We start from the raw sequence: 25,928 nt of genomic DNA, 5'->3' as shown, positions 1-25,928 counted from the left end.
CTGAAGAACACGCCTGTCAAACAGTGTATCGGCACCAGGGCGCGGATCATTAGCGGTAATTCGTTACGAAGCCGCCACCTCTGGCTGGTGCATGCGACCGGTCGCCAACCTTCTGGCCAAAGTCACTGGCAGAGCGGAGGGTTGCCCCATTATCTCGTCTGCAACAAATTCCGCTAGCAGGGGGGCATAGGTGAGGCCTTTACTGCCGAGGCCGGTTAAAAGATAAAGGCCCTCCTGCGCTAGCCCTTCTGCACCGATTAATGGCCCTGCCGCTGGCTGGTAGTCGTGGGTTGTACAGCGAAATCCGACACGCCCCGCAAGCTGCTCCGACACATCACTGGTTTCCAGATTCGCTGATAGCATTTGTGGCACCATGGCTGAAAGCGCGCGGATATTCTCGCGGTGGCTCTCCGTCGTGGGGTGAGGGTTATCGTTGCGAAGATCAAACGTTGCGCCCACAACGGCCAGCTTTTGGCCTTGAGGACCATAGGCGGGGTTCAGGTAGCGGGCCCCACAGATCACTGCAGCAGGGCTGGTTGTCAGCGTCTCAGGCATGTGAGTTACTTGCCCGCGAATCGCCTTGAAGCGAAGCCTGCCCGAGCCGGGAATGAGTTGTGGGCTCAGATGTCCTGCACAGATCACAACGCAATCTGCCTGAATGTCAGGGGTATCCGAGCCTATTGTGGAAAGATACCATTGGCCATCAGAGAGCGTCATTTGCTCTATTGAACGCCCCAGAATTTTATGAACCCCTGGATGCAGGGCAAGTGATTTACACAGCTTGCCAGGCTCTAGCCAGCCGCTGCCGGGAAACCATAATCCGCCGCTCTCAAGGCGAGCTCCGGTGAGTGTTTCGGCTTCCTGTCTGGTGACCGGACGTAAAAGGTCTTCAGGGTAATGGTTGCGCTCGATAAACCGGCGTTGACGATCCTGTTCACTGTCACTCCAGGCCAGTTGCAGCAGGCCGGTAGGATGCCAAAGCTTATCGCGGTATGAGTCGTAGTAGCGCTGACTAAACATCAGGGCAGAGAGGGCAAGCTCCGTCTGATGGTTAAATTCCACGCCAAGTTTCACGTACATGGCGCCTTGAAGATTGCCGGATGCAGCTGAGCCAGCCTGCTCTGCGGAATCGATCAGCGTAACGACGCAACCTCTTCGTGCAAGATTGTTTGCGAGCAGGCAGCCCGCGATACCTGCGCCAATGATAGCAACGGATCTGACTGATTTCTCAGCGGTTTCAGGTGGGGTGAGCGGTGTAATATCCGGTCGGTAAACTCCGCGCTGCACAGTTTGATCAGGCCGAGGGCCATCACACTCCTGCATATGGAAGCCCAAGCACTCCAGTGTGCGCCGTACCGCATCCTCGGAGGTGAGCGCGGCCACCGTGGTGCCGGGTTTGCAGTGCTGGCGGACTCTGGCGATGGTTTTTCCTTGCCACATTTCCGGATTAACCGCAGGTGTAAAATCATCCAGAAACCATGCGTCGGCCTGAAAATAAAGCGTGTCCAGAGCATCGTTTGCGTGGCCAAAAAAAAGAGTAAGGCGAACCCGGCCACCGGCCAGAACAAGGCGATGGGCACCCTGCACCAATGATGGGTAACTCGCAATCAGCTCACCCGCTAGGTCACCAAGCTCCGGCCAGCACGAAAGGGCTCTTTCGAGATCCTGAAGGGTTAGCGGGAAACGTTCAATGGCGATGAAATGGAGTGTCGCTGCATGGGATGGTCCAGAAGATTCCCAGGCTAGCCAGGTGGCAAGGAAGTTCAGGCCTGTGCCGAACCCGCTTGCCGCAACCACGAAGGATCCGGCCTCGGGAACTGCGGCAAAACGGGCTTCCAGATCGTTCTGTGCGATAAACACGCGGCGGGATTCATCCAGCCCATGTTGGGGGCTGAAATAGGCGACTCCGAACAGCTTGGACTCGGGTATGCCGTCGTGCCAGACCAGCTCCGCGGGCTCAACAGCTGGCGGGCTGGCAGGGAAAGGAGCACGCACCGTTATTCCAGCAGGGTAACGCTTTCGATCACCACTGGATTTACCGGCACGTCAGCCATGCCCCGAACACGAGCTGTGTTTACGCCAGCAATGGTGTCAACCACGCCCATACCTGCGGTTACTTTTGCAAAGACCGCATAACCTGCGCCCCGCACGCCAGCGTTGAGGAAATCGTTCTTTGCTACGTTAATGAAAAACTGGGACGTTGCAGAGTCCGGGGCATTGGTCCGCGCCATGGCAACGGTGCCACGCAGGTTGGGAAGGGTTGAAGTCGCTTCATTCTTGACGGGCGCACGGGTTTCCTTGCGTGCCATATTGCTGGTAAACCCGCCCCCCTGAATCATGAAGCCCGGGATAACCCGGTGGAAGATTGTACCGTCAAAAAAACCATCGCGGGCGTATTGCAGAAAGTTCGCCACCGTCTCGGGAGCCACATCAGGGCGTAGCTGCAGTTCAATGGCGCCCTCGCTGGTAAGAATCCGCACCTTCGGCAGCTCGTTATTCGGCTTTTCAGACGTTTCTTCGGTTCCCCCGGCTTTTACGCTACTGGTATCGGTCTGTGCATGAGCCTGGAGGGGCAAAAGGGAGAGGCCAAGGACCATAATCAGGACATGCATCACATTACTCGCGGGTTTTGCCAAATTTGTCATTACCGGGGCTCTCTGTCGGTTAGCGGCAGGCAGAATTCCTGCAATAATCAATTGAATTCGAACGTGTCCCGATCTTAACAGATTTATTTCATGGTTCGGGAAGCGCGTCTGCGCGAAATTGACGGCCATCAGCTAATCTTTTTGGCACTGCTTGCGCAGGAATTAGCTCACCGGGCCGGGTTGTACGGTAATCACTGTGAGAAAAGGGAGATGCTTAGTGAGATTCCGTAAAGGGTTTGAGGAAAAGTCCCGGCTTGGCCGATTGCTGGTCAATCGTGGTTACTTGTCTGAGGACCAGGTTGAGGAAGGCCTCAGGCTGCAGCGTGAAAGCGGTCAACGCCTGGGTGAAGTGTTCATTACGGCTGGCTGGATAACAGACCGAGAGCTCGGTCGGGTACTGAAACACCAATCCCGCTATCGCGGTGCAGCGGCAATGGTCACCATGGCAACTCTGCCTTTTCAGCCATTGGTCACTTTTGCTGCGAGTAATAATGCGAATGCCGCTCAAGCGGCAGAAGCCGGGGAGCTTTTCAGCGCAGCTGGGATGTCGCCACTGACGGAAGACGAGTTGTCTGGGGTTGTCGGGCAGGGCGATAACTCGTTGCTGGATCGCATTGGTCTCGTTGCAGGTATGGCTGAACGCGGCGATTCCGAAGCTGGAGGCGGCCCGACGGAGCCTGATGTCATTGAAGGCTTGAAGCTCACGTCAAACGTGTTCTTCCCCGTGCTCAATGTTCTGGATTCAGATTTTTCGATTTCCGGCGTACATTACCGCGAAGGAGAACCTCGGTACGTTGTAAGTGAAAGCGGCGGGGTGACTATGGCTCTACCAGAGCGTATTGAGGAAATTCGCCTGGACAATATCCGGGTCAGCGGTGGGGGCAGTCCTGCCATGGGTAACGTAAGTATCCAGGACATTCGCTTCCACCCTGATTCCAGAATGACGATCTACACTCGCTGATCAGGCGCTGGCAAGAACCGTACGGCTTGATACGGTGGTTTGCTGACCTTTTGCGCCGTAAAGCTTCTGTTGGTTGGAAGCGCCCCGGAGAATGTCGGTAAGCCGGGTCAGGCGTTTCTGCAGGTGGTTGATAATTCGCCCGTTGTCTTCATTAAGAAGGTGGCACTCCCGAAGCTTTGTATCGGCTTCGTGCCAGAGGGCATAGAGATCATTGAGGCCAGCACTGCGGATGAAGCGGGAAGGTTCGCCGCTGTCTGGCCGAAAGCCCATCGCAACCAGCAGGCGTATTTTCTGCTTCGCACGCATACGAATCTCTTCGAGAGCGGCGTTCTTTTGCCGAGTCAGTGTTTCAAGCGCTTTGGAATCGGAATTGGAAAGGCAGGACTTTTCCTGTCGCAAGATTTCCACCAAGGTTTCGAGCTGGCGGATATCCTGGGACAGAAGGTTTTTCAGATCGTCAATTGCAGCCATGATTTAATCACCCGAATATGCTTTTATCCATATCAAGCATCTTTTGGGCCAGCTTTTCTGCATCAACTTTATAAGTACCATCTGCGAGCGCTGCACGAATTTCTTCGATCCGCTCGTCATCCATCTCAGGATAATCGCCCAGCTTCTGTTCAAGCTGCTTGAGATTCCTGGCCTGGCTACTCAGGTTTACGTTTTCGCCGCGCGCACCCTGTGCCTTGGCCTGCTCGGGGGCAGTTTGCCCTGCATTCTGGCTGTTTGCGGGCTTGTCGGCCGTTGTTCTCTGGGTGTTGACCTGGCCTTGGCCAATTCCATTTAAGTCAACTGACATATCATTACCTGCTTTACAGTTGAGCCACACAGACGTGGGCTGACTCGGGTTTGTATCCGCTTATCGGCATAGTGCCGGATTACTTTAGGGGCAAAAATACACTTTTTGTTAACATTTCGTCACAGTTTTAATTGGCTCTGGGGCAGTGGTCGTCCGGTGGCAGTTTTTTGCCGGCGGAAAGGATCTGCCAGTCAGTTCCGAGCCATTTACATCGGCACCTCGACGTGCCCGGGGGCAATAACGTTGGCTTTGACGGTTCGCGACGAGGCAAGGTTTTCTACCAGAACCTGCTCGCCAACGGACGCATTAGCCAGAGCTTTGCCGCGGGAGCGAACCGAAAAGGACCCGCTGCGGGCGGAGATAATAACATGGTCGCCCCTTGAGACGGCGTCTGGTGCTTCAAGGAGATCCGCTGTCAGGGTAGAGCCGGCGTTAATCGGCCTGCGCACAACCATACCCTCTACAAGGGCGGAATCGGTTATTATTCCTCGCCGACTGGCATTCACCAAGACAGTGCGAGTCTCAAGCATGCCTTGGGTTATTCTCTCGCCACGGCCAAAAGGCCGTGCTGCGACAAGCGCAGGGCCGCTGACAGAAACCGTGGTTGTGACGAACATGCGCCATGGCCGTTCGCCGCTGCAGGCCACTTGCACGGAGGGGTGCTCACTTTTCCAGGGGTCACCGGAAAACTCAACCGCAAGAGGTGCCGAGCAAGGTGCGAGGGATAGCCTGCTATCAATACGGCCGGTCTCAAATGTGACCTGATATCCTGCACTGGCCTGTTCGCGGGCAAAGGCAGCCAGGAACGATGTTGTCGCCTTGCGAATTTCGTTTGCAGTCGTTTCCGCCAGAACTGAGTTGGCCAAGGCCGACATAAACAAGAGCGAGACTAAAAGCGTGGTGCGCATATGGCGTGGTTTGTCCTATGCTGTCAGTAATACGGCGAAATTTGGTGTAAACGCCTAATGGTTGCGGTGTTCCGGCCGTTAAACTGGCTTGTCCGCATGTGGGTGACATTATTCTGTCGTCCAGGCAACTCACATTAAAGAACAGCAAAATGCATGCCGGCGCATACGATCGGCCAGGGGAGACTGTAATGGCAGGGGTATTGGACAGTGTTAACCAGCGTACTCAGCTGGTCGGACAGAATCGCCTTGAGCTTCTTCTTTTTCGCTTGCGTGGGCGCCAGATATACGGCATCAACGTGTTCAAAGTTAAGGAAGTGCTCCAGTGTCCCAAGCTGTCCTCCATACCGAACAGCCGCGCAGTTGTTCGCGGTGTGGCGCACACCCGTGGTGAGACCATTCCGGTCATCGACCTGGGTATGGCCATCGGCTTGCCGGGAATTCCTCAGGAAGAGCTGCCAAACAGCTTTGTGATCATTACCGAGTACAACCGCAAAACCCAGGGGTTTCTGGTAACCGCCGTAGACCGGATCATGAACATGAACTGGGAAGATATTCTCCCTCCTCCCAAGGGTACTGGTAAGGACATCTATCTTACGGCGGTTACAAAAATTGATGACAAACTGGCAGAAATCATCGATGTCGAGAAGATTCTTTCGGAGGTTTCTCCGCTCCGGGAAGATGTCACCGAGGAACTCCGCAGCCGGAGCGCTGCACGGGCTCCAGGGCATCTGCCAGTTTTGGTTGTTGATGACTCCTCAGTAGCGCGCCGACAGATTGAGCGCTGCCTCATCGCGATTGGCATGCAAGTCGTAACCCGGAATGACGGCAAACAGGCCCTTCAATACCTGCAAGAAATCACGGAGGACGGTTCAAAAGCAAAGGACCACCTTTCACTGATAATTTCCGACGTGGAAATGCCCGAAATGGACGGCTATACCCTGGTCACGAGGGTTAAAAGTGATCCTGCACTCAGCGATCTGTTTGTTATGCTTCACACATCATTGAGCGGTGTGTTCAACAAGGCTATGGTTCAGAAGGTGGGAGCGGATGATTTTATGGCAAAGTTCAGTCCCGATGAGCTCGCGGAGCGAATCATGGAAATTGTTGATAAAGGCTGATCTATTATTGGCCGGAAATTCATTCAGAACCGAGAACCAATGAAAGCGGAAATAACGCCACAGGAATATGAAGCCTTCAAAACGTTCCTGCAGGATGCATGTGGTATTTTGTTGGGCGAAAACAAGCAGTACCTTGTTAAAAGCCGGTTGCGGCGGATTCTTGAAGAGAATGGCCTGAATTCCCTTGGGGAATTGCTTGAACGCCTGAAAAAGCCGGGCCGTGCCAGCCTCAAGGAAGTGGTTATAGATGCTATGACCACCAATGAAACACTCTGGTTCCGGGACAATCATCCGTTCCGTATCCTGCAGGACAAACTGCTTCCGGAGTTTGCCGCACGGTCTTCTGTCGCTCCCTTGAGAATCTGGTCTGCTGCCTGTTCTACCGGACAGGAGCCTTACTCTGCGGGCATGACCGTTGACGAGTTCAGACGCCAGAAACCCGGAAAACTGCGAGATGTAAAAATTACCGCCACGGATATATCAAAAAGCGTGCTCGAAGTGGCGCGGCGCGGTGAATACGAGATGATCGCCATTGGTCGCGGGCTATCCCCGGAGCGGCAGAAACAGTTTTTCACACCTTCTGCGAGCGGGGGCTGGCAGATCCGCCCACAGATTAAAAGCATGGTTGAGTTCAAGGAGCTGAACTTGCTCGAGCGCTACATGCTGGGCAAGTTTGACATAGTGATGTGCCGCAACGTGCTGATCTACTTCTCTGCAGACCTTAAAAAAGACATTCTGACCCGCATACATGCCACCTTGAATCCTGGCGGCTACCTGATACTGGGCGCCTCGGAATCCCTTAACGGCTTGCCGAACCTTTACGAGATGGTGCAGTGCCAGCCGGGAATCATTTACAGGAAGAAATGAGCAATGCCCTTTAACGTATGGGTTTTGGTGGCCGCCCAGGCGCTGGCTATGTGCACCGCGCCGTTTATCGTGTTTATCGGAAGCATTCAGGGACGCCTTCTCGCGTCGGCCCCGGAATACGCCACCTTGCCGGTGGGGTTGGTTGTTTTAGGTACGGTTCTCACTATCAAACCTGCGACCTGGCTGATGGAAAGGTTTGGGCGCAAGCGGGTGATGCTCCTGGGTACATGCATGGGCATGATCGCGGGAGGGTTTGGTGCCCTGGCTTCCTGGCTTGGATTGTTTCCGTTACTTTGCCTCGCTGCCGCGGTGGGCGGCACTGGGCTTGCGGTGGTTCATCAGTACCGCTTTGCGGCTATGGAGTCTGTGCCAGACAACATGGCGGGATCAGCTGCTGCACGAGTGTTACTCGGGGGGCTCGTAGCCGCATGGCTCGGGCCTGAAATCGCCGCGTTTGGCAGTGGTATCGAAGCAAATTATCCTTTTCTTACAAGCTGGCTTGGCCTGGCGGCTGTCCAGCTCGCGGCGCTGGTGATAATCGCCATAGGTTACCGGGGCCGGGCTGAGCGGGTAAGGGAAACCCATGCTGGCGGTGGTAGGCCGTTAGGGGAAATACTCGCCAACCCTCTGGTTTGGGCCGCTATCAGTGCGGCAGCGATTGGCTATGCGGTGATGAGTTTTATCATGACCGCGACGCCACTGAGCATGACTGAAATTGCCGGGCATGATCTGGATGCCGCCAAACGGGTTATACAGCTACACATTATGGCAATGTATCTCCCGTCGCTCATCAGTGGTTGGCTGACACGGGTTGTAGGCATTCCGCTGATGATGGCAGCCGGACTGCTGGCGTATTTGGGGTGTGTTGTGCTGGCGGCCAGTGGTGTCAGTTTTCACCATTATCTCTCGGCATTGCTATTGCTGGGAGTTGGCTGGAACTTCCTGTTTGTGGGCGGCACGACACTGTTGCCCCGTGGCTACACAGATGCCGAGCGTTTCCGGGTTCAGGGCCTGAACGACATTTTCGTATTTGGCTCGCAGGCAACGGCCGCCTTGTCGGCTGGCGTTATTCTCTCCTGGCTTGGCTGGTCCTCTCTGGTAATGATTGCGGTGCCGTTTCTTGTTATTCATGCTGTGTTTATGATGCTTTGGTTAACCCGGCGAGAGGCCAAAGCTGGTGAATCCCTATGATCCCGGGGGCCTATGGATCAGCTTAATCTTCGTCATCTTTACTATTTCTGGGTAATAAGCCGTGAAGGCTCTATTGCCAAAGCCAGCGATGTTCTTGAGCTGGCGCCTCAAACCCTTAGCGGTCAGCTGGCGACTTTCGAAGCTTCCGTCGGTGGCCGCCTGTTTCTGCGGGAAAATCGCAAGCTCATCCTGACTGACCTGGGGCGGCTCATACTCGGCTACGCCGATGATATTTTTGCGCTGACCGGGGCATTAACTGAAACCTTGCGCTCAGGTCCAGCAGATCGCCCGCTGGCCCTCTCAGCCGGCATTTCCGCTTCCATCCATAAACTGATCGTTTACTACCTTTTGCAGCCCGCTATGGCGATTGACCGACCGATTCAGCTTGAATGCCAGACCGGCCGAACTCAGGGGTTGATCCTAAGTCTAAAGCGAAAAGAACTCGATGTTGTGCTTACAGATCGTATGCCGGATATCCAGAAAGAGGCAGACCTGACGGTTCATCCAATCGCCCGCTCCAGTATCAGCCTTTTTGCAGCGCCGGCCCTGGCTCAAAGATTAAGGCCCGGTCTGCCAGCATCACTCAACGGAGAGCCATTTCTCGCCAATGGTACTGATGTGCCTTACTTTGAGCGCCTGATGAACTGGTTTTCGCTGAATGGAGTGCGTATGAATCTCGTAGCGCGAGTGGACGACAGTGCGTTGATCAAGGTGTTCGGGCGTGAAGGTTTTGGTGTTTTTGCCGCGCCTACCGTAATTCGGGAGGAGGTTTGCCGGCAGTATGAGGTGGAACATCTCCTTGCTATTGATGATGTGACCGATGAACTGTTCGCCATCACCCGCGGCAGCAGACTGAGCCACGAAGGCGTCCGTGCTATTTGTGAGGCGCGCATAGACTTCAGGAATGCTAAAGATACATCGAAAAAATCGATGTAAAATGATCAATAAAACTTATTTTATCGAGCTTAAACTGACGGCATTATGGAGACGTAAAAGGCAGCAACCCAAAAGGAGAGGCAGCCATGAAAACTATCCATAAATTCCGTCTTGAGCCGGGCAAAGAGCCGACCACGTTATCGCTAACTGAGGGATACCGGGTAGTTCGTTGCGAATACATTGTTCCACATAAAGCAGTTTACCTGTGGGTGGAGCAACCGCTGAATGTGGGCACTCCTGCACTGAAGCGGCAATTCCGGGTAGCCCTTTCCGGGGAACCAGTGCCAAGAACCTATGAGTACCTCGACACAGCACTGGATCAGTTTGGCCCCGAGGCGTATCACGTGTTTGCAGTCCCTGCCGAAGGCCAGGCAGGAGGCGTCAAACCTGAGAGTGACGCCCCGATCAACCAACCTTTGGCAGCGTCGGATTGGTGAAGCAGTTGTAGCTTCTGAATTCCATCCCTTCTTCATGAGCCCTTCGGGGCTCTTTTTTTCTTTATTGATCAATGCGTAAAATGAGATTCCGGATCTTTTCATACCATCAGGGGCTATCTATGGAAATTTTACGCGATCGTCTGAAGTTTCTGTTTCTTTTATCGCTTCTTTTTCTGATAGTGGCCTGCACAGGCGTACCCAAAGGTATACAGCCGGTCACCGGGTTAAATGCAGATGAGTACCTGGGTAAGTGGTACGAAATTGCCCGGCTGGATCACTCCTTCGAAGAAGGTCTAAACCGGGTAACCGCCGAATACGAACTGAAAGATGATGGCAGTATCAAGGTAACCAACCGGGGGTACGATGCCGAGGCCGGAGAATGGAGTGTCGCTGAGGGCAGGGCGGTGTTTGTAGGCGATGACAGTACCGGGCATCTCAAGGTCTCTTTCTTCGGCCCCTTCTATGCGTCTTACGTCATCTTTGAGCTGGATAAGGAAGAGTACCAGTACGCTTTTGTTACCGGCTACGACCGCGACTATCTGTGGTTCCTCTCACGGACACCTGACGTGAGTGAGGAAGCGATTGCGCGGTTCAAGCAAGTAGCCTTGAAGGCTGGATTTGATATTGAGGAGCTTGTAGTTGTGGATCACAGCCCGGCGAAATAGCTTTCTATCAAAAGGGTAAGTGGCCGGTTTTTACCCAGATAATCGTTTCTCGTTCCACGAAAGGGTGGTGCTGACTCAAGTGAGGGCTTCTTAGCCAAGAGCCCTCGGGGTAGCGTCCGTGCTCATCACAGAACTCTCCGGAAAGCACAAAAACCTCCTCGCCTCCGAAGTGCCTGTGCGGCTGAAACGTTTCATTGGCAGGCCATTTAACGAGCGCCACATGTTCGTGTTCAAATTCGTGAAGTGGCATGACCTCAAGGCCACCGATACCAGGCAGCCAGTCGCTGTTTCTGGTATCAACGCGAACCGCCATCAGATCGCGCTCATTGAACTGATGCAGCTTTACCAGCAGCGTGCAGCCGGGCTTGCTGAAAGGCGTGTGCCCGCTTCCCGGTGGGTTGCGCAGGTAGGTGCCAGCAGGGTAATCGCCATTTTCATCCGAAAACACGCCTTCCAGAACCAGTATTTCTTCCCCAAGAGGGTGCTCATGGCGGTTGAAGGAGGCGCCAGGCTCGTAACGAACAACGCTGGTGGCATGGCCGCGTTCAGCTTCTTCCCTGGCCAGCGGTTTTCTGACCACTCCGGTGGCTGGGCTCGGGGCCAATTCCTGTTCGCCTGTGCGAACCATAACCCGTTTGCCAAAATCCATGTTCAGCATTGCGTACCCCTTTAATGGAAATAAAACCAAAACACTCGCTACGATGCAGAACTGCCAGTGGATGAATAGCCTTGTGCCTACTTGATCAACATCTGCACATCACGGAACGCAGAGTGCTTGCAGTGTCGCATCCATTCAAAAGCCACCATCTCGGTCGTTACGATCCGTGCGCCACTGTCACTGAGCCGATCAAGGGCAACGTCCCGGTCGAATTCGTTGCGAGAGCCTGTCGCATCCGCAACAACCCAGACCTTATAGCCAGCATCAATCAGACTGAGGGCGGTCTGCATCATGCAAACGTGAGTCTCGCAGCCCGCAATAATAATGTGTTGCCGGCCTTCCGGAAGGTTTTCAACCAAACCGTCAGGGCAGGCGTCAAAGTGGTGTTTGGCCAGCGTTCGCTGGCAAAGTTCCTTCACGACGTCCACGTTTGGTCCCAATTTTTCCGGCAGCTGCTCAGTTGCCAGAACAGGAATATCCAGAAGCCCTGCAATCGTCGCGAGAATGACACATTGGTTGACTACATCTTGCCCGTGGGTGATGGCAGGCATCAGCTTTTCCTGAACGTCTATCAGCAACAGGGTTGATTGTTCCGACTTTATGAGCATTGATGGCCTCCAGGCCTGGTTAAGATGTTGAACAGATTAGAGATACCCTTGAGCTAGAAGTGTGAGCGGCGAATACCTTACAGGTTATTATTGGCGCAAACCGGAAAAATTGCCGGGTTTTATAGTAAGGGAGTTGCCAAGCGCCTTCAAAACCATTAAAGTTTGCGCCCTCAAATGAGCGACGATATTGCTGATTTGAAACAGGTTATTGGAGAGGTGGCCGAGTGGCTGAAGGCGCACGCCTGGAAAGTGTGTAAACGTTAATAGCGTTTCGAGGGTTCGAATCCCTCTCTCTCCGCCATATTAAAGCCCTGATTTTCTCAGAGAAGATCAGGGCTTTTTTCGTTTCTGGGCAGAGTCAGTATTCTCCTGGCCTTATTAATATAGTGTTCGTGAGTGACGCCTTGCGCACTCACGTCACCAAATGTTCTGACTCTTGCTCTGAAATCAGAAATCGAGCCTCAAACTCGGTTGCCGGTAATGCTGGGGCAAACAAATACCCCTGGAAAAGGTCGGAGCCATAGTTGCGCAGTGCATCGAACTGGGAGCTTTTTTCCACGCCCTCGGCAACCACCTGCAAATTCAGTTCTTTAGCCAGTCTGATTAGCGCAGATACAATCGCTGCATCAGGCGCGTTATCAAGCATGTCACGGACAAAACTGCGATCTATCTTCAGCCGATCTAACGGAAAGCGCCTCAGGTAAATCAGCGCGGCATAGCCGGTGCCAAAGTCATCCAGAGCAAGTGAGACACCCAGATCTTTCAGGTCCTGCAAGCGTGCTCCGGTTATTTTATCCATGAGCACGCTCTCGGTCAGCTCGAAAACCAGCTGTGCTGGCAATATCCTGTTTACTTCCAAAGTTTCTTTGACGCGGTTGATGAAGTTATGATCGCGCAACTGTCGCCCCGATACGTTTATCGAGATTTCAGGCAGCATTAAGCCTTTATTCTGCCAGCGTGCTATCTGCTCTGCTGCCTGGCGAAGAACGAAATCGCCTATGGGAATAATCAAGCCGCTCTCTTCGGCCAGAGAAATAAAACTCTCGGGGGGGATAAATCCATGCTTCGGATGGTGCCAGCGCAGCAACGCTTCGGCGCCTGCCAGTTGACCCTGACTATCCATGAGTGGTTGATAATAGAGTTGGATCTCGCCATTTTCCAGCGCTTGACGCAGGCTGAGCATCAAGGTCAGGTGATCATCTGAATGAAGGTGCGCGACTGGAGCATGCGCACTCAGACCGTCCCGGCCGTTGCTCTTGACGTCATACATCGCCCCATCGGCATGTTTCAGCAGCGTTTCCCGGTCGACCCCGTTGTCGGGATAGACGCTTATCCCCAAGCTACAGGTCTGCACAAGATCCCGACCCTGGATCAACAACGGAGTGCGCACGGTTTCCATAATACGTCTTGCCGTTTGACGAACACTTTCGACACTCTCTGGCTCGCTGAGAACGATGACAAACTCATCTCCGCCCAACCGGGCGACAGTATCGTTCTCTCGCACACAGAGCTCCAGTCGCCGCGCTTGCTCAACCAACAGTTCATCACCGGCGCCATGACCCAGGCTGTCGTTCACATGCTTGAAATGATCAAGGTCAATAAATATGACACCGACAAGCGTCCCGTGGCGGTGAGCCTGCGCTATAGCCATATCCAGACGGTCATCAAGCAGTCGTCGGTTTGGCAGGTCCGTGAGAGGATCGCGATAGGCCATGTTGCGAATACTTTCTTCACTCGCCTTGAGCTTGGTAATGTCGTTGAACATGGCAGCATAGTGGCTGACTTGGCCATCTTCGCCATGAATGGTGGTAATGCTAAGGTATTCCGGCAGGAGCTCTCCATTTTTCTTACGATTCCAGATTTCACCTTGCCAGTGACCGTGCGCGTTCAGATCGCGCCACATATTTAGATAAAAGCTCTCCCCATGACGGCCGGAACTAAGAATCCCCGGGGTTTTGCCAATAACTTCTGCCTCTGTATAACCGGTTATCTTGGTAAATGCCGGATTAACACTCAGGATGCGGCCACGTAGATCGGTGATGATGACGCCTTCCAGTGTGTTTTCGATAATCCGTTCGGCCAGTTGCAAGTTACGACGTGAGGTTGAGAGTGCGCAGTCACGAACCTGAAGAGCGTCCTGTAGTTCGCGCACGTAAGCGACCTCGATATCCGACATTATTTCGCTGAAGCTCACTAAACCAAGTAACTCCGTGTCACTGGTCACACCCACATGTCGAATTCCGCTTTCCGTAAGGACATTACGCGCCCGGTACAAGCTCATGTCATGAGGGAGGCTTTGCAATGGCCTGCTAGCCAATTCCCCGATGCTTTGACTGTTTGGCCGTTGGGCAATCAAGCGCACAAGGTCGCGTTCGGTAAGAATGCCGTAACTGTCGTCGGGGTAGGACACCAGAATGGCATCCGTTGACCGTTGCTGCATTTTGCGCACAGCATCCATCAGCGTTGATTCCGCTGGCAGCTGGGGGGTACCCTTACGAACGACAGAACCAACGGTGCGAAGATGCAAATAATGCTCTAACACCTGGTGCTCCACTACGTCCGTTTGCGATAGGATCCCCAAAAGCTTGTCATCATCATCTACAACAAGAAAATGCCGCAGCTTATTCTGTTGGAAAAGGGCCGCCATAGATCGCAGCATCGTATTTGAGCGAATAGTGGCAACGGGCTTGCTCATCACTTGGCTAATGGGGCGGGTGAACTGAGAGGGGTCCTCGAAGTCGATGGAAAGCGTATCGCGTTCGGTCCAAATGCCAGCGGGGTGCCCGTCTACCATAACCAAAATAGAGCTACATTGGCGCTCCTGCATTGCTGCCGCAGCCTCGTTGAGCTGAGTGTCAGGAGAGCAGTACAGAATATCCGACTGAACGACTTCCCCGACTGAAAGGTCGGCCGGAAAAGAGAGTGACGTTTCGAGCTTGTCGCCAGAATCGTTCAGGAACTGCAGTGGCATGGAATCTCCAGATGCATGAAGTTTTTTTAGTGGGCTCTTGTGCTTTTAAGGTTACTTGAATTAAGCCGCATTGTACGTCATGACAAAATTCAAGCTATAAATTGAGCGCAAAATTTATACAAGTGCATGTTGCCGAACTGGCTGTGGATGACGAGGTCCAGATAATCGTGGCCAACTGCCTGGACAGCCATCTCAATCGCAATCATAACGGCTGTCTGGTACCACTGCTGGAGGAAGTCAAAGACGCCCTGGAACGTTACAACGAAAGCGGGTATAGCATACCAAAAATCCACCTGTGTGGGTGCCGGTGAGGCTTCCAAACGGCCACGAACTTGGCGTTAATCAGGGGTTGGTTTCTTTTATTGGGGCTATTACCGACAGCGCTAGCTGATTTTGAGGCTATTTCAGTTGGGGGGTTCAAAGATACTTTCTGGCTTCTGCAATCACGGTATTCATCCTGTTCTGCAAAGGCCTATCGCGTCGAATCGCAAGATGAAGTGTTTCATTAACCGGAACAGCAAGTTGGTGGATCCTGACAAGCTGCAGGTTCTGAAAGGCCTCAACCGCGTGAGCCGGTAATACTGTGAAGCCCAGCCCCATACTCACGGGTTCCAGAATCAAACCGATCTGATTCGAGAATCCTTTTTTCTTAAGGAAATTGCTGTGCTCAAACTCAGGATAATTGGCGCCAAGCAGCATGTCAGCATGGTGGGCGCCATCGGGGTGGTCAATAAACCCGAGCTTGGTTAAGGCTTCCCAGCTCGGCTCAACAACATCTGCAGGCGTCACCAGTTGCAGCGATTCTTTGGCAATCGGTCGACAGCTCACGTTTTCCAGAGTCGAAGCGCTGGTCATAAATCCGATATCGATCCTGTCGTTGGAGATAGACCGTTCAATATCCGTATTCGGTGCAAATCTGTAATCAATAACAAGCTTCGGGTACTGGCGCTGCAGTTCAAGAAGGAGAGGGTAGAGCTTGAGGCCCACGCTTCCGGGAGACATCACCCGAACCGGTCCCTCGTATGCGGGATCGTCGGCTACTCTTTGCTCAAGGTTCGACAGGGCCTGGATAATGGTGCGCCCTTCGGCGTACAGGCGTTGGCCCGCGTCTGTGAGTGAAAACTGTTTGCCTTCCCGGAACAGTAGGGCAGTTTCCAGCTGATCTTCCAGTTTTCGTATGTGCTGGCTAACCCCCGATTGCGTCATATGCAGGCGTTCGGCTGTACGGGTGAAGTGACTTACTTCTACGAGCGTACAGAAACTGCGTAACCATGTGGTGTTAATCATTACAATTCGAACTCATAACCATCAATACTTATAATTTTACGTAATCAGAGCCTGGTTGTAACCTGTTTTTACGTTCAAACAGGAGTGCAGGACATGAATAACGTTTATCCCAGAAATTTTTCACACATCGGTATTTCAGTTCCCAATCTGGAAGAGGCCGTCAAATTTTATACCGAGGTTATGGGCTGGTATCTGATCATGGCGCCGACCGAAATCGTTGAGGACGACAGCGCCATTGGTGAGATGTGCACCGAAGTGTTTGGCGAAGGTTGGGGGAGCTTTCGCATTGCTCACATGTCTACCGGTGACCGGATTGGCGTCGAGATGTTCCAGTTCAAGAATCAGACGAATCCGGAAGACAACTTTGAGTACTGGAAAACCGGCATCTTCCATTTCTGCGTACAGGATCCGAACGTCGAAGAACTTGCCGACCGCATCGTTGCGGCCGGTGGCAAGAAGCGCATGGAGAAGCCGCGTTATTACTATCCCGGCGAGAAACCCTATCGCATGATCTACATGGAAGACCCATTTGGAAACATTGTGGAGATCTATAGCCACAGCTACGAGCTGATTTACAGTGAGGGTGCTTACTGACGGCCGATAATCTGATCAGCGAGAACGGTCAGTTCGGAGGCAACAATATCCGGAATCGGAACACCAGATAACGGCAGCATGGCGTTGCCGGACCGGGTAAGAAACGCACCACGGCAGCCAGCGGCCTGAGCGCCTATCGTATCCCAAAGGTGACACGCTACGAGGCACAGATCCGACGTTTCGACTGACAGCTCCTTTGCTACCAGGCGATAGGTTTCGGGCGATGGCTTGAACTTGCTTGTTGTCTCGACACTGAAGGTTCGCTCGAAAAAATGACTTAACCCCGCCTTATCCATTGGAGTAGGCGAAGCTCCGCTGGCGGAGTTGGTCAGTGTCACCATCCGGAACCCGGCGTCGCGCAATCGGGTCAGGGCCGGTATGACGTCTGGATGGGCCGGCATTGTGCTCATCCGTTCCTTCAGCTCCGCAATATCACTCTCTTCGATGGTCACCTGATGAATATCGGCGACCATCCGCAGTGTCCCCACGCCGAGATCACCAAAGGGTATATAGATGTCGGATAGAGTCATTGTTTGCGAGTAGAGGATCAACTGGGCGAACCACTCCCTCAGGATCCGTTTATCGCTGAAAACGCGGTCAAACAATGGTTCGAGAGTCGTTATATCAAGAAGCGTTTCGTTAACATCGAAAACGATAATCTGCGGAAATTTTGTGTGTGGCATAGAACATCCTCTTTCGGTTACGGCGGATACAAGCGGCAGTCTGAATGATGGATTATCTTTTCGACTGTAGCTGGACGTGAGTGATCGCTCAAGATAAAATTGAGTAATCATTCAAGTTTATCGTCGCGTTGTATCGCGGCCCTGTAAAACACTGGAAATGGCTTATGGCGCGTGCATCAATCCACAATCGGCAAGACTCTCTGGAACGAGCCCTACAGCTGTTCTGGCAGAAGGGCTTTCATGCCACCTCGCTGAAGGATCTGGAAAAGGCCCTCGATATGCGGCCGGGTAGTATCTATGCCACCTTTGGCAGTAAGGATGGGCTTTTCCAGGAGGCCCTGGAGCGCTATTCCCGCCTTGGTCTGGTAGAACTGGAGCGTACGTTTCAAGCTTACGAATCACCGTTGGCAGGGTTGGCGGCCTATCTGCGTGGGCTCGGTGGGATTTGTGATAAGGAGTTGCCAAGCCGTGCATGCATGCTGGTTAAAAGCCTGCTGGAGCTCGGCGAACGAGAACAAGCCGCTCGGGATAAGGCTGAAGAGTTGCTGGCGGGTATGGAAGTGCGCTTTATTGATCGCTTTGCTGCGGCCCAGCGGGTGGGGGAGCTGGATAGCCGGCTTGATCCCGCTCTACTTGGCAGGCGGTTGCAGGCGGAGATAATGGGGTTGCGGGCTTTTGCCCAGCGTAACGTAGATAGTGCGACCGTACATGCGCTTGCGGAAGACATGGCGCGCTCTCTGGAAGCGATGCGCGCTGAAGAGGTTGCAGACACAGTCTGATGTTCAGTGCGTATTTGCCTGCCCTCATTGCTATGACGGCTGAGAGCAGGCTTTCACTCGGACAGGTTGTTCAGACTGTCGTTTCCGTTGCCAGTTTATCCTGAGTTTTCAGGTCAAAATCCGAGGCGTCATGGCGCTCATGTAGCTGCTCGGAAGGCTCCCCCGACGTACGATTTACTATGCGACCACGTTGGACAGCCGGGCGCTCGAGGATTTCTTTAGCCCAGCGCCGGAGGTTTTTGTAGCTCTCGACCTGCAAGAACTCACCTGCGCCGTACGCTTCGCCCAACACCAGGTTGCCATACCACGGCCAGGTGGCTATGTCGGCAATGGAGTATTCGTCTCCACCGAGATAACGATGCTCGCCGAGCTCCCGATCCAGTACATCCATCTGGCGTTTCACTTCCATGGTGAAACGATTGATCGGATATTCAAACTTTTCGGGCGCGTAAGCGTAAAAATGCCCGAACCCACCGCCCAGATAGGGCGCTGAACCCTGCAGCCAGAACAGCCAGTTCAGTGCTTCGGTACGTGCAGCTGCATCTTTTGGGAGGAAATGCCCGAACTTCTCTGCCAAATAAAGAAGGATCGCGCCGCTTTCAAAGACCCGACTACCGGTATCGGCATCAAACAATGCCGGGATTTTCGAGTTTGGGTTTAGCTCGACAAAACCTGAAGAGAACTGCTCGCCCTCGCCAATACGGATCAGGTGAGCGTCGTATTCTGCTCCCGTTTCACCGATGGCCAATAGCTCTTCGGCCATGATGGTAACTTTCTGGCCGTTAGGTGTGCCCAGCGAATAGATCTGTAAAGGGTGCTTGCCACGCGGCAGCGTCGCCTTATGTGTAGCGCCGGCGATGGGGCGGTTGGTTTTGGCCCATTCCCCGCCATTCTCGGCGTCCCAGGTCCAGACGCGTGGTGGTTCGTACTGTTTGGTGTTCGACATAATGCAGGCCCCATTCCAGGTTAGTTCAAGCTGCGACGAGTCGGAGCGCTGATTAACCGCTCCGACTCGTTGTCTTATTAATCAGCCTTGTGCCACTCAAATTTCTGGAAAGGCTTGTCTATCGGCGTGTCGGCGAGGTGATTGGTGTAGTTGCTCATGGTTTTCTGAGCCAAACCAAGAATGACCTCAAGAACCTGACGCTTGGTGAAGCCTGCCTCCAGAAATGCGGCCACAGTGCTGTCATCGACGTTACCCCGGCCACGAACGATGGCAAGTGTAAAGTCACGCAGAGCTTCCAGCCGATCTGTCGGTAGCGGTGTTTCGTTACGCAGCGCCTCGGTGATGGCATCATCAACGTTCATATTTTTGGCGATGCCGGTATGAGCAGGCACGCAGTAGTGACAAGCATGTTCAACGTTAATGGTCTGCCACACGACGGTGGTTTCCTCGTCATCGAAGCTGCTGTCCAAAAATAGCTGGTGAAGCTGTTGATATGCTTCAAGCAGTCCGGGCGCTTCGGCCATAACTGCGTGCAGGCCTGGAATCATACCGAAGGCTTTAACAGAGTTGTCGAGCAAGTCCTGGCTTTCTTTCGGAGCACTTTGCTTATCGTGAAGGGTAAACTTGGCCATGGAGTGGCTCCTTGGTAGTAAGACGAATGTGATGTGACTCGCATTGATTTGACGCCCCTTGTTTGAGTGATCACTCAATAAAAGGCAGCGTTATACAAAAGCGAGTTCAACGGCATTATCCTAACCTAACTTGAGTGATCGCTCAAGTTGTATGGGAATGACCACTCAAATTTGTCACTGCTTTAGAGTGAAAGTGCCGGTATACCATTTCTCGGATTGGCACCTGAGCTATAGCGGTTCGGTGCGTTCGCACCCTTCAACTGATTGAATTTTTGGACAGAATTCCCTTTTCTATCAGGTTGTTCAGAATAGTGGCGCATTTCATTTGCAGATAATCCCGTAGCAGACGCATCGCAGGCGTGATGGATTGGCGACTGGGACAAATGAGCCACAGCTCCGTGACGCGCGGTCGAAATTCGGACATGACGCTGACCACCCGACCGGTCAGCAGGTCATCAGACATATCGAGACAGGACTTGACCGCGAATCCCTTGCCAGCTGCACACCAGCGCCGTACCAGGTCGCCATCGTTGGAGGTACGGTCACCTCGCATTCGTACCTTGAACTGCTGGTCGCCGCGGGTGAATGTCCATATATCGTAGGGAATGTCCTGTAATTGGTAGAACAGGCCGTTGTGAGACGTCAGGTCGTGGGGGTGGCTGGGCGTTCCATGCTGCTCAAGGTACGCCGGCGTTGCGCATAGGATGCCTGGTACGTCACAGATTTTGAAACCGTACAGGCCGGCATCGTCGGGGGAGCCGTAGCGTAAGGCCATATCGACGGAGTCCCTGTAGAAGTCGATGTTACTGTCGCTAATATTGACGCGCAGGCTGAGGTGCGGATGGTTTTCCATAAGGTCATCCAGCCAGGGCAGCACACGATTACGCCCTAGATCAGAGGACACGGCAAGGCGTAGCTCACCATCCACCGAATCCTGGTCGCCCAGAATGTTATGACGTGCCTGCTCCAGCATATTCAATGCCTGCTCGCACTGCGGGAGGTATTTCTCACCCGCATTGGAGAGCCTCAGTTGCCGCGTTGTTCTTACAAAGAGTTCCACACCCAGTGCACTTTCCACTCTTTTCACCGCCGCACTGGCGGTCGCGGTGCGCATGTCGAGACTGGCCGCGGCGGCGGTAATGCTGCGAAACTCGGCCACCTTGAGGATTACTTTGAGGTCGTCAATCGTCATATTGTCAAAAATAATTTGATAGTGTTTCAGGAATTAAGCTGTTTTTGGCAGTTTAGTAAAGGTTCACACTGGTCACCAGTTAAACGCCATCATGGCATAAAGCAAACGCAGGAGATCAGCAGATGAAAGCCATAGGTTACAGCGAAGCGCTTCCCATTACCGATAAAAACGCGCTTATCGATATCGAGTTACCACAACCGATCGCCAGTGGTCGTGATTTGTTGGTCCAGGTAAATGCCGTTGCCGTTAATCCGGTGGACTACAAGATTCGCCAGAATGTGGCTGCTGAAGAAGGGGAGCACAAGGTAATTGGCTGGGACGCAGCAGGGGAAGTGGTTGCTGTTGGTGCGGCAGTGGCCTGGTTCAAGCCTGGCGATCAGGTTTACTATGCCGGTGACATTACACGCTCCGGTACCAACGCAGAGTACCAGTTAGTGGACGAGCGCATCGTCGGACATAAGCCGCGTAGCTTGTCCGATTCTGAGGCAGCAGCGTTGCCCCTGACGACGATTACCGCATGGGAACTTTTGTTTGAACACCTTCAATTAAAACAAAAAGATGCTGGTTCTTTAGAGAAATCAGATGAAGTGGTTCTGGTTGTCGGGGCTGCTGGCGGCGTCGGTTCCATTCTGATCCAGTTGGCCAAAACCCTGACCGGAGCAACGGTAATCGCCACCGCATCGCGTGAAGCTTCCAGAAACTGGGTGCGGGAGTTAGGTGCAGATTTTGTGGTGGATCACCGTGAGCCCCTGAAGCCTCAGGTTGATGCATTGATCTCTGAAGGACAGGTTGGGGCGGTAACTCATGTGGCCAGTCTTAATGCGACTGAACAGTACTTCGACAGCTACGTCGATATGCTCGTTCCATTTGGCAGAATTGCGCTGATAGACGATCCTGAGTCACTGGATGTGATGAAAATCAAGCCAAAGAGTCTGTCATTGCATGTGGAATTCATGTTCGCCCGTTCCATGCACCAGGCTGCGGACATGCATGCGCAGCACGATCTGTTGGAGCAAGTCGCAAATCTTGTGGATCAGGGGTATATCCGCACAACCGCAGGTAAGCATCTGGGCACTATCAATGCCGAAAACCTCAGGGCAGCACACGCGGAACTGGAATCCGGTCGTGCCGTAGGCAAGGTTGTTCTGGAAGGTTTTTGAACCTCCACACCCCGCATTTAACCCTTTTGAAAAGAGAGAACAAACGGATGAATAAGCTTACCATCATTGCCCATATCACGGCCCATGCCGGAACTTTGGAATAAGCCCCAGCGGTCATGCCTCTATTGCTGGGCTGCCGAACCCCACGGCGCGTGCAGCGCGATACTGAGCAGTACGCGCTTGCCACGCTTGATGGTTGACACGCTGTGATCGTATAGATCGGGCCGGAACAGGATGACACGATTGAAAAGGGAGAAGATGACGCGGTCGGTCTCGAAAATTCCGCCTTCTGCAGGCTTTATCACCACAAAGTTTAGTTTGTAGTAGCTTCCGTCACCCATGGGGTCATTGTGACGCCTTACGCGATGACCTTCGGGGTAAGTGACCAGATTGACGCTCAGGCGCTGGGTGCTGAGTAAGCTGCGGTTGGTGATACGGCCCATAGTGGCGTCTCCGAAAGAGAAAATAAACGGTATTTGATGGACTCTTGAGTGATCGCTCAAATGCTACACTTTTCGCTAAACCATCGCACGCCAGATTCAGCCGCTGATACCATTTGGTAATATTTTCCTCAGGGTAGCTTGGTTTTGGTTGACAGTTACAACCATTATTTTATATGGTTGATACTGTCTACTAGATAGAGGTTGCTTATGCCTGACAAGTCACTTAGCGAAGCCGTGCACCGGTTGATGCATGCATACACACACCTTCTACGCGAAGGCATCCGCAAACAACAGATCGAATTACCGGTCACGCATATCAGGGTGCTGAAAGGAGTCTGTCGTAACCGTAAGGCGACCGCGCAGTCGATCGCCAAACGAATGCAGCGCGACAAAGCGCAGATCACCCGCGCTTTGAACGACTTGATTGAAGCCAGCTTGATTGTTAAGGCAGATAATCCCCTTGACCGCCGGAGCCAGTTCCTGAAACCGACACCCAAAGGCAGGAAAGTGATGGCTCGAATTGATGCGGTGGAAGAGTGGGCTGTAGAACAAATGACTACAAAACTGGGGAGCGATGAGCTCACGCTGTTCCTCCGTGTCAGTCAGACCATGGCAGACAGCGCGGAACAGATTGCCAACGCTGAAGAAGGGGAGTCCTGATGTCTAAACCTGCGCCAAGAACTCTGGACGTGATTCGCTCCGCCTACATTACTCCACATATGCTGCGTGTAACGCTTGGTGGTTCGGGATTGGCCGACTTTCCGAAGGGTCAGGAAAGCGCTTATATAAAGCTGATTTTTCCGCAGCCCGGGGGATCGCGACCGTTGATGCGAACCTACACCATCAGCGGACAGCGCAGCGATGAGATTGATGTGGATTTTGTGCTTCACACGGCTGACGGGCCAGCATCGACATGGGCCCGCGGTGCGAGACCCGGTGATCAGATTCTCGTGGGCGGGCCGGGACTTAAAAAACTGGTCAATAACGACGCGGACTGGTATTTGTTGGTGGGCGATATGACTGCTTTGCCCGCAATCGCAGTCAATCTTGCTCAGTTGCCGGAAGATGCACGGGGTTACGCGGTTCTTGAAGTTGTGACCGACGAGGATATCCAGCCGCTGCAGCATCCGGAAAATATTGAGATTCACTGGGTTGTCAACGCCGTCCCGAATGTTGATACAAGCGCTCTGTTGAAACGCATTGAGCAGCTTGCCTGGCTACCGGGCCAGCCGGCGGTCTGGACGGCTTGCGAGTTTCACAGCATGCGGGCACTACGGACATATTTTAAGCAGCAGCGCCAAATGCCAAAAAGCCATCTGTACATATCGAGTTACTGGAAAATTAACAGTACCGAAGATCAACACAAAATTGAGAAACGAGATGATGCGCAGGCAGCGTAGTCTTGGTTATCTGAGCAGGTCTATGCCGATCGGCTAGCCCTGTGTCAGTTTCTGCCGGGGCCACTGTTTACCTTTGCATCCAACTCTGTTTTTTGGGCGCTGTTAACTGATTTCCATCAGAAAGTGGTTTGCCAGTCTCTCGATTTCCTGAAATCCCATTCGCGCGTACAGTCGCTTCGCATCCTGATTCGCATGCAAAACCTTAAGACGAAGCGGAACACCCCGTGTCCGGGCGTCTGCCAGCAGGTCTCGTAGAAGTGTCGTTCCCAGGCCTTGGCCCTGGTAGTTCGGGCAAATCTGGATCTCGTGTAGCCAGTCGCAATCTTCAAGTTGTTCCAGAATCACAACGCCGACCCTATCACTTCCTTTTTCGATAATCTGAGCCGGGCGCGGCTTTTCCCACTTTGAGAAAAACATCTGTCGCTGGAAAGCCTCATCCCACCTACCGAATTGTCGAACCACAACCTCAACGAAGGATTTCCTGTTCAACTCGTATAGCCACTCGATCTCGTCGGGCTGTGCTTTTCTTAGGGAGTAATTCATGGGATAGACACCGTTGTGGCCAATGGCCTCCTTTTTTAAGAATTCTCGAGTTTTTTGCGGGCATCATAACAACCATCTACTTTGACGGGCCCGAGATGCCCGAACAACCCCGAATATGGTTTCGCCAGACTGAGCTCAATTCTGAACTTCTAAAGAAATTTCATATTTTGATCATCGTGTATTGCTGAAACTAATCCGCCATCTGAAATTGACAGAATCTTCGATAATAAACTAAAGTCAAAGTGTAAAAATAAAATAACATTTCGCACAGCGGAAGAAGAAAGAAATACAATAATTAACAAGAGGATGAAAGAATGCTTAACCTCAAAAGAGGATTGCTTGCCGTGGCTGTGGCCTTGGCTCCTACCTTTGCCTTCAGCGCAGATGGTGTTGAATTACCTCAGACGCTGGGTATCACCGCCTATGGCACCGGTTCGACTGGGTATAGCCAGATGGCGTCCATGGGCAACTTGCTTAAGAACGAGTACGGCGTTTCTCTACGGATTCTGCCAGGTGAGAACGACGTGTCACGCATGACCCCCCTTAAAATGGGTCGTGTTCCTGTTTGCGCCTGCGGCATTGCAGCTTTTTATGGTGCAGAGGGGGTGCTCTTATTTGCAAATAAGAGCTGGGGGCCTCAGCCCATCCGTGTGATTACCACGTCTATTGCAGGCTTCGGCCTAGGTGTTGCGGTAGCCGGCGATATCGGAGCAAAAACGCCCTCTGATTTGAAAGGTAAGCGTGTGGCTTATTTGCGCGGTGATGATGCGAACAACCTGGGTACCGAAGCGATGCTGGCTTTTGGCAACTTGACATGGGATGACGTCGAGCGAGTTGAGTTTCCAGGTTACGGTCGGTCATTCGAAGGAATCGTCGCAGACCAGGTTGATACTGCGTTCACGTCAACCGTTGCCGGGGGGCCTCAACAGGTTGCTGCCGGCCCCCGCGGCATAACCTGGTTGACCCTGGACCCGGAAGACAAGGAAGGGTGGGCTCGCCTGAAGGAAGTCGCGCCCTACTTTCAGCCGCACAAGGTTACGGTGGGCGCTGGTATAGATAAGAATGACCCCTGGATTGGCTCAAGCTACCCATACCCCATAGTCGTAGCGAACGCTGATACAGATAAAACGCTGGTCAAGAGCCTGGTAAAAGTCTTTACAGAAGACTACGACAAGTACAAAGACGCTGCGCCTGGTAACTCGGGCTATGCTCTGGAAAACCAGAATATGCAGTGGGTGGTCCCCTTCCATGACGCCGTTGTGGACTATTACAAAGAGATTGGTCATTGGACTGATGTTATGCAGGAGCATCAGGACATGCTGGTACGCAGGCAGAAAACTCTGTTGGACGCTTGGGAACAGTTTACTTCCGGTAATACCCCCGATTCAGAAGACGAATTCCGTCTTGCGTGGATGAAGGCAAGAGCTGCGGCTCTCGAAGCAGAAGGTATGAGCCCGATTTTTATCTGACATCCAAACCATCGCTGGCGGGAGGCATATGCGCCT

General features: G+C 53.1%; 29 protein-coding genes, 1 tRNA gene and 1 pseudogene. 16 read left to right on the top strand and 15 right to left on the bottom strand.

All coding sequences use genetic code 11. The features are described 5' to 3' along the window. Positions 1–63: 63 nt before the first annotated feature. Both mnmC and FFI90_RS06650 read right to left on the bottom strand, forming a co-directional pair. Entirely contained in the window at positions 64–1,995 is a 1,932-nt protein-coding gene (gene mnmC / locus FFI90_RS06655; RefSeq protein WP_144777076.1) for a bifunctional tRNA (5-methylaminomethyl-2-thiouridine)(34)-methyltransferase MnmC2/FAD-dependent 5-carboxymethylaminomethyl-2-thiouridine(34) oxidoreductase MnmC1, read from the bottom strand. A gap of 2 nt (positions 1,996–1,997) precedes the next feature. Then, on the bottom strand, positions 1,998–2,645 hold the full coding sequence (locus tag FFI90_RS06650) for a peptidylprolyl isomerase (RefSeq protein WP_144777075.1): 648 nt from the start codon (positions 2,643–2,645) through the stop codon (positions 1,998–2,000). Between the two features lie 217 nt (positions 2,646–2,862). Between FFI90_RS06650 and FFI90_RS06645 the strand changes: the two genes are divergently transcribed. Continuing rightward, positions 2,863–3,606 carry a cyclic di-GMP-binding domain-containing protein, MshE-related gene (locus FFI90_RS06645; RefSeq protein ID WP_144777074.1) on the top strand — a complete coding sequence of 248 codons (744 nt, stop codon included), beginning with the start codon at positions 2,863–2,865 and terminating at the stop codon, positions 3,604–3,606. Here the strand turns inward: FFI90_RS06645 and FFI90_RS06640 are convergent, their stop codons facing one another. The 3 genes from FFI90_RS06640 to flgA form a co-directional block, all read right to left on the bottom strand. Beyond that, the gene (locus FFI90_RS06640) at positions 3,607–4,077 is read right to left on the bottom strand and encodes a flagella synthesis protein FlgN (protein WP_144777073.1); all 471 of its coding nucleotides are present in this window, start codon (positions 4,075–4,077) and stop codon (positions 3,607–3,609) included. A 7-nt stretch (positions 4,078–4,084) separates the two neighbouring features. Continuing rightward, entirely contained in the window at positions 4,085–4,405 is a 321-nt protein-coding gene (flgM, locus tag FFI90_RS06635; RefSeq protein WP_144777072.1) for a flagellar biosynthesis anti-sigma factor FlgM, read from the bottom strand. Between the two features lie 206 nt (positions 4,406–4,611). Further along, positions 4,612–5,313 (bottom strand): flagellar basal body P-ring formation chaperone FlgA, encoded by a 702-nt coding sequence (flgA, locus tag FFI90_RS06630; protein ID WP_144777071.1) that lies wholly within the window; start codon positions 5,311–5,313, stop codon positions 4,612–4,614. A 188-nt stretch (positions 5,314–5,501) separates the two neighbouring features. On the opposite strand from flgA, the gene FFI90_RS06625 reads away from it, so the two are divergent. The 6 genes from FFI90_RS06625 (at position 5,502) to FFI90_RS06600 (ending at position 10,527) form a co-directional block, all read left to right on the top strand. Beyond that, a complete protein-coding gene (locus tag FFI90_RS06625) occupies positions 5,502–6,431 on the top strand; it encodes a chemotaxis protein CheV (RefSeq protein ID WP_144777070.1) in 930 nt (309 codons plus the stop codon). A 39-nt stretch (positions 6,432–6,470) separates the two neighbouring features. Beyond that, a complete protein-coding gene (locus FFI90_RS06620) occupies positions 6,471–7,298 on the top strand; it encodes a CheR family methyltransferase (RefSeq protein WP_144777069.1) in 828 nt (275 codons plus the stop codon). Between the two features lie 3 nt (positions 7,299–7,301). Next, positions 7,302–8,489, top strand: a complete 1,188-nt coding sequence (locus FFI90_RS06615) for an MFS transporter (protein ID WP_144777068.1) — start codon at positions 7,302–7,304, stop codon at positions 8,487–8,489. 12 nt (positions 8,490–8,501) lie between these two features. Further along, on the top strand, positions 8,502–9,425 hold the full coding sequence (locus FFI90_RS06610) for a LysR family transcriptional regulator (protein ID WP_144777067.1): 924 nt from the start codon (positions 8,502–8,504) through the stop codon (positions 9,423–9,425). Between the two features lie 86 nt (positions 9,426–9,511). Continuing rightward, a complete protein-coding gene (locus tag FFI90_RS06605; protein WP_144777066.1) occupies positions 9,512–9,862 on the top strand; it encodes a DUF7352 domain-containing protein in 351 nt (116 codons plus the stop codon). Between the two features lie 119 nt (positions 9,863–9,981). Next, complete coding sequence (locus FFI90_RS06600) at positions 9,982–10,527, top strand: lipocalin family protein (protein ID WP_186317922.1); 546 nt, start codon at positions 9,982–9,984, stop codon at positions 10,525–10,527. 7 nt (positions 10,528–10,534) lie between these two features. Here FFI90_RS06600 and FFI90_RS06595 read toward each other — a convergent pair whose 3' ends face one another. Then, on the bottom strand, positions 10,535–11,185 hold the full coding sequence (locus FFI90_RS06595; protein ID WP_144777065.1) for a cupin domain-containing protein: 651 nt from the start codon (positions 11,183–11,185) through the stop codon (positions 10,535–10,537). Positions 11,186–11,262: 77 nt separating this feature from the next. Then, the gene (locus tag FFI90_RS06590; RefSeq protein WP_144777064.1) at positions 11,263–11,793 is read right to left on the bottom strand and encodes an isochorismatase family protein; all 531 of its coding nucleotides are present in this window, start codon (positions 11,791–11,793) and stop codon (positions 11,263–11,265) included. Positions 11,794–12,003: 210 nt separating this feature from the next. Between FFI90_RS06590 and FFI90_RS06585 the strand changes: the two genes are divergently transcribed. Next, positions 12,004–12,094 (top strand) — tRNA-Ser (locus FFI90_RS06585). Positions 12,095–12,205: 111 nt separating this feature from the next. Here FFI90_RS06585 and FFI90_RS06580 read toward each other — a convergent pair. Then, complete coding sequence (locus FFI90_RS06580; RefSeq protein WP_144777063.1) at positions 12,206–14,764, bottom strand: EAL domain-containing protein; 2,559 nt, start codon at positions 14,762–14,764, stop codon at positions 12,206–12,208. Positions 14,765–14,865: 101 nt separating this feature from the next. Between FFI90_RS06580 and FFI90_RS06575 the strand changes: the two genes are divergently transcribed. Continuing rightward, positions 14,866–15,075 (top strand): hypothetical protein, encoded by a 210-nt coding sequence (locus tag FFI90_RS06575; protein WP_144777062.1) that lies wholly within the window; start codon positions 14,866–14,868, stop codon positions 15,073–15,075. A 106-nt stretch (positions 15,076–15,181) separates the two neighbouring features. Here FFI90_RS06575 and FFI90_RS06570 read toward each other — a convergent pair whose 3' ends face one another. Then, positions 15,182–16,051, bottom strand: coding sequence for a LysR family transcriptional regulator (locus tag FFI90_RS06570; protein ID WP_144777061.1), 870 nt, complete (start codon positions 16,049–16,051; stop codon positions 15,182–15,184). Between the two features lie 93 nt (positions 16,052–16,144). Between FFI90_RS06570 and FFI90_RS06565 the strand changes: the two genes are divergently transcribed. Beyond that, positions 16,145–16,645: a lactoylglutathione lyase family protein gene (locus FFI90_RS06565; protein ID WP_144777060.1), complete on the top strand. Its 501-nt coding sequence runs from the start codon at positions 16,145–16,147 to the stop codon at positions 16,643–16,645. On the opposite strand, the gene FFI90_RS06560 is transcribed toward FFI90_RS06565, so the two are convergent. After that, a complete protein-coding gene (locus FFI90_RS06560) occupies positions 16,639–17,328 on the bottom strand; it encodes a haloacid dehalogenase type II (protein WP_144777059.1) in 690 nt (229 codons plus the stop codon). The genes FFI90_RS06565 and FFI90_RS06560 overlap by 7 nt on opposite strands. Before the next feature lie 164 nt (positions 17,329–17,492). Between FFI90_RS06560 and FFI90_RS06555 the strand changes: the two genes are divergently transcribed. After that, a complete protein-coding gene (locus tag FFI90_RS06555; protein ID WP_144777058.1) occupies positions 17,493–18,107 on the top strand; it encodes a TetR/AcrR family transcriptional regulator in 615 nt (204 codons plus the stop codon). A 70-nt stretch (positions 18,108–18,177) separates the two neighbouring features. Here the strand turns inward: FFI90_RS06555 and yghU are convergent, their stop codons facing one another. From yghU to FFI90_RS06540, 3 genes are all read right to left on the bottom strand, one after another. Then, entirely contained in the window at positions 18,178–19,053 is an 876-nt protein-coding gene (gene yghU, locus FFI90_RS06550) for a glutathione-dependent disulfide-bond oxidoreductase (protein ID WP_144777057.1), read from the bottom strand. Positions 19,054–19,130: 77 nt separating this feature from the next. Then, complete coding sequence (locus FFI90_RS06545; protein WP_144777056.1) at positions 19,131–19,685, bottom strand: carboxymuconolactone decarboxylase family protein; 555 nt, start codon at positions 19,683–19,685, stop codon at positions 19,131–19,133. 256 nt (positions 19,686–19,941) lie between these two features. Continuing rightward, positions 19,942–20,877: a LysR family transcriptional regulator gene (locus FFI90_RS06540; protein WP_144777055.1), complete on the bottom strand. Its 936-nt coding sequence runs from the start codon at positions 20,875–20,877 to the stop codon at positions 19,942–19,944. A 122-nt stretch (positions 20,878–20,999) separates the two neighbouring features. Here FFI90_RS06540 and FFI90_RS06535 point away from each other — a divergent pair, with 122 nt between their 5' ends. Continuing rightward, positions 21,000–22,037, top strand: a complete 1,038-nt coding sequence (locus FFI90_RS06535) for a zinc-binding alcohol dehydrogenase family protein (RefSeq protein ID WP_144777054.1) — start codon at positions 21,000–21,002, stop codon at positions 22,035–22,037. Positions 22,038–22,159: 122 nt separating this feature from the next. Here FFI90_RS06535 and FFI90_RS06530 read toward each other — a convergent pair whose 3' ends face one another. Further along, positions 22,160–22,480, bottom strand: a complete 321-nt coding sequence (locus FFI90_RS06530; RefSeq protein ID WP_144777053.1) for a 2OG-Fe(II) oxygenase — start codon at positions 22,478–22,480, stop codon at positions 22,160–22,162. 207 nt (positions 22,481–22,687) lie between these two features. Between FFI90_RS06530 and FFI90_RS06525 the strand changes: the two genes are divergently transcribed. The 3 genes and pseudogenes from FFI90_RS06525 to FFI90_RS20505 all read left to right on the top strand — a co-directional run. Continuing rightward, entirely contained in the window at positions 22,688–23,140 is a 453-nt protein-coding gene (locus FFI90_RS06525) for a MarR family winged helix-turn-helix transcriptional regulator (RefSeq protein ID WP_144777052.1), read from the top strand. Continuing rightward, complete coding sequence (locus tag FFI90_RS06520; RefSeq protein WP_144777051.1) at positions 23,140–23,880, top strand: siderophore-interacting protein; 741 nt, start codon at positions 23,140–23,142, stop codon at positions 23,878–23,880. The genes FFI90_RS06525 and FFI90_RS06520 overlap by 1 nt, the downstream gene beginning before the upstream one ends. Before the next feature lie 3 nt (positions 23,881–23,883). Next, positions 23,884–23,982, top strand: a pseudogene (locus tag FFI90_RS20505) (hypothetical protein); the annotation flags it as partial. On the opposite strand, the gene FFI90_RS06510 reads toward FFI90_RS20505, so the two are convergent. Further along, complete coding sequence (locus FFI90_RS06510; protein WP_144777050.1) at positions 23,983–24,423, bottom strand: GNAT family N-acetyltransferase; 441 nt, start codon at positions 24,421–24,423, stop codon at positions 23,983–23,985. It lies immediately after the preceding pseudogene. A gap of 314 nt (positions 24,424–24,737) precedes the next feature. Here FFI90_RS06510 and FFI90_RS06505 point away from each other — a divergent pair, with 314 nt between their 5' ends. Then, positions 24,738–25,892 (top strand): TAXI family TRAP transporter solute-binding subunit, encoded by a 1,155-nt coding sequence (locus FFI90_RS06505; protein ID WP_144777049.1) that lies wholly within the window; start codon positions 24,738–24,740, stop codon positions 25,890–25,892. The last annotated feature ends 36 nt before the right edge of the window (positions 25,893–25,928 follow it).

Origin of the sequence: Marinobacter maritimus, assembly GCF_007671675.1 — a bacterium.
In the GTDB taxonomy this organism is placed as follows: domain Bacteria; phylum Pseudomonadota; class Gammaproteobacteria; order Pseudomonadales; family Oleiphilaceae; genus Marinobacter; species Marinobacter maritimus.
The sequence above is the reverse complement of the archived record's forward strand: the minus strand, read 5'-3'. Positions and strand labels throughout refer to the sequence as shown.

Coding starts and splice junctions, on each gene's coding strand:
- FFI90_RS06650 (WP_144777075.1), bottom strand. CDS start 2,645: ATGACAAATTTGGCAAAACCCGCGAGTAATGTGATGCATGTCCTGATT.
- FFI90_RS06640 (WP_144777073.1), bottom strand. CDS start 4,077: ATGGCTGCAATTGACGATCTGAAAAACCTTCTGTCCCAGGATATCCGC.
- flgM (WP_144777072.1), bottom strand. CDS start 4,405: ATGTCAGTTGACTTAAATGGAATTGGCCAAGGCCAGGTCAACACCCAG.
- flgA (WP_144777071.1), bottom strand. CDS start 5,313: ATGCGCACCACGCTTTTAGTCTCGCTCTTGTTTATGTCGGCCTTGGCC.
- FFI90_RS06625 (WP_144777070.1), top strand. CDS start 5,502: ATGGCAGGGGTATTGGACAGTGTTAACCAGCGTACTCAGCTGGTCGGA.
- FFI90_RS06620 (WP_144777069.1), top strand. CDS start 6,471: ATGAAAGCGGAAATAACGCCACAGGAATATGAAGCCTTCAAAACGTTC.
- FFI90_RS06615 (WP_144777068.1), top strand. CDS start 7,302: ATGCCCTTTAACGTATGGGTTTTGGTGGCCGCCCAGGCGCTGGCTATG.
- FFI90_RS06610 (WP_144777067.1), top strand. CDS start 8,502: ATGGATCAGCTTAATCTTCGTCATCTTTACTATTTCTGGGTAATAAGC.
- FFI90_RS06605 (WP_144777066.1), top strand. CDS start 9,512: ATGAAAACTATCCATAAATTCCGTCTTGAGCCGGGCAAAGAGCCGACC.
- FFI90_RS06600 (WP_186317922.1), top strand. CDS start 9,982: ATGGAAATTTTACGCGATCGTCTGAAGTTTCTGTTTCTTTTATCGCTT.
- FFI90_RS06595 (WP_144777065.1), bottom strand. CDS start 11,185: ATGCTGAACATGGATTTTGGCAAACGGGTTATGGTTCGCACAGGCGAA.
- FFI90_RS06590 (WP_144777064.1), bottom strand. CDS start 11,793: ATGCTCATAAAGTCGGAACAATCAACCCTGTTGCTGATAGACGTTCAG.
- FFI90_RS06580 (WP_144777063.1), bottom strand. CDS start 14,764: ATGCCACTGCAGTTCCTGAACGATTCTGGCGACAAGCTCGAAACGTCA.
- FFI90_RS06570 (WP_144777061.1), bottom strand. CDS start 16,051: ATGATTAACACCACATGGTTACGCAGTTTCTGTACGCTCGTAGAAGTA.
- FFI90_RS06565 (WP_144777060.1), top strand. CDS start 16,145: ATGAATAACGTTTATCCCAGAAATTTTTCACACATCGGTATTTCAGTT.
- FFI90_RS06560 (WP_144777059.1), bottom strand. CDS start 17,328: ATGCCACACACAAAATTTCCGCAGATTATCGTTTTCGATGTTAACGAA.
- FFI90_RS06555 (WP_144777058.1), top strand. CDS start 17,493: ATGGCGCGTGCATCAATCCACAATCGGCAAGACTCTCTGGAACGAGCC.
- yghU (WP_144777057.1), bottom strand. CDS start 19,053: ATGTCGAACACCAAACAGTACGAACCACCACGCGTCTGGACCTGGGAC.
- FFI90_RS06545 (WP_144777056.1), bottom strand. CDS start 19,685: ATGGCCAAGTTTACCCTTCACGATAAGCAAAGTGCTCCGAAAGAAAGC.
- FFI90_RS06540 (WP_144777055.1), bottom strand. CDS start 20,877: ATGACGATTGACGACCTCAAAGTAATCCTCAAGGTGGCCGAGTTTCGC.
- FFI90_RS06535 (WP_144777054.1), top strand. CDS start 21,000: ATGAAAGCCATAGGTTACAGCGAAGCGCTTCCCATTACCGATAAAAAC.
- FFI90_RS06530 (WP_144777053.1), bottom strand. CDS start 22,480: ATGGGCCGTATCACCAACCGCAGCTTACTCAGCACCCAGCGCCTGAGC.
- FFI90_RS06525 (WP_144777052.1), top strand. CDS start 22,688: ATGCCTGACAAGTCACTTAGCGAAGCCGTGCACCGGTTGATGCATGCA.
- FFI90_RS06520 (WP_144777051.1), top strand. CDS start 23,140: ATGTCTAAACCTGCGCCAAGAACTCTGGACGTGATTCGCTCCGCCTAC.
- FFI90_RS06510 (WP_144777050.1), bottom strand. CDS start 24,423: ATGAATTACTCCCTAAGAAAAGCACAGCCCGACGAGATCGAGTGGCTA.
- FFI90_RS06505 (WP_144777049.1), top strand. CDS start 24,738: ATGCTTAACCTCAAAAGAGGATTGCTTGCCGTGGCTGTGGCCTTGGCT.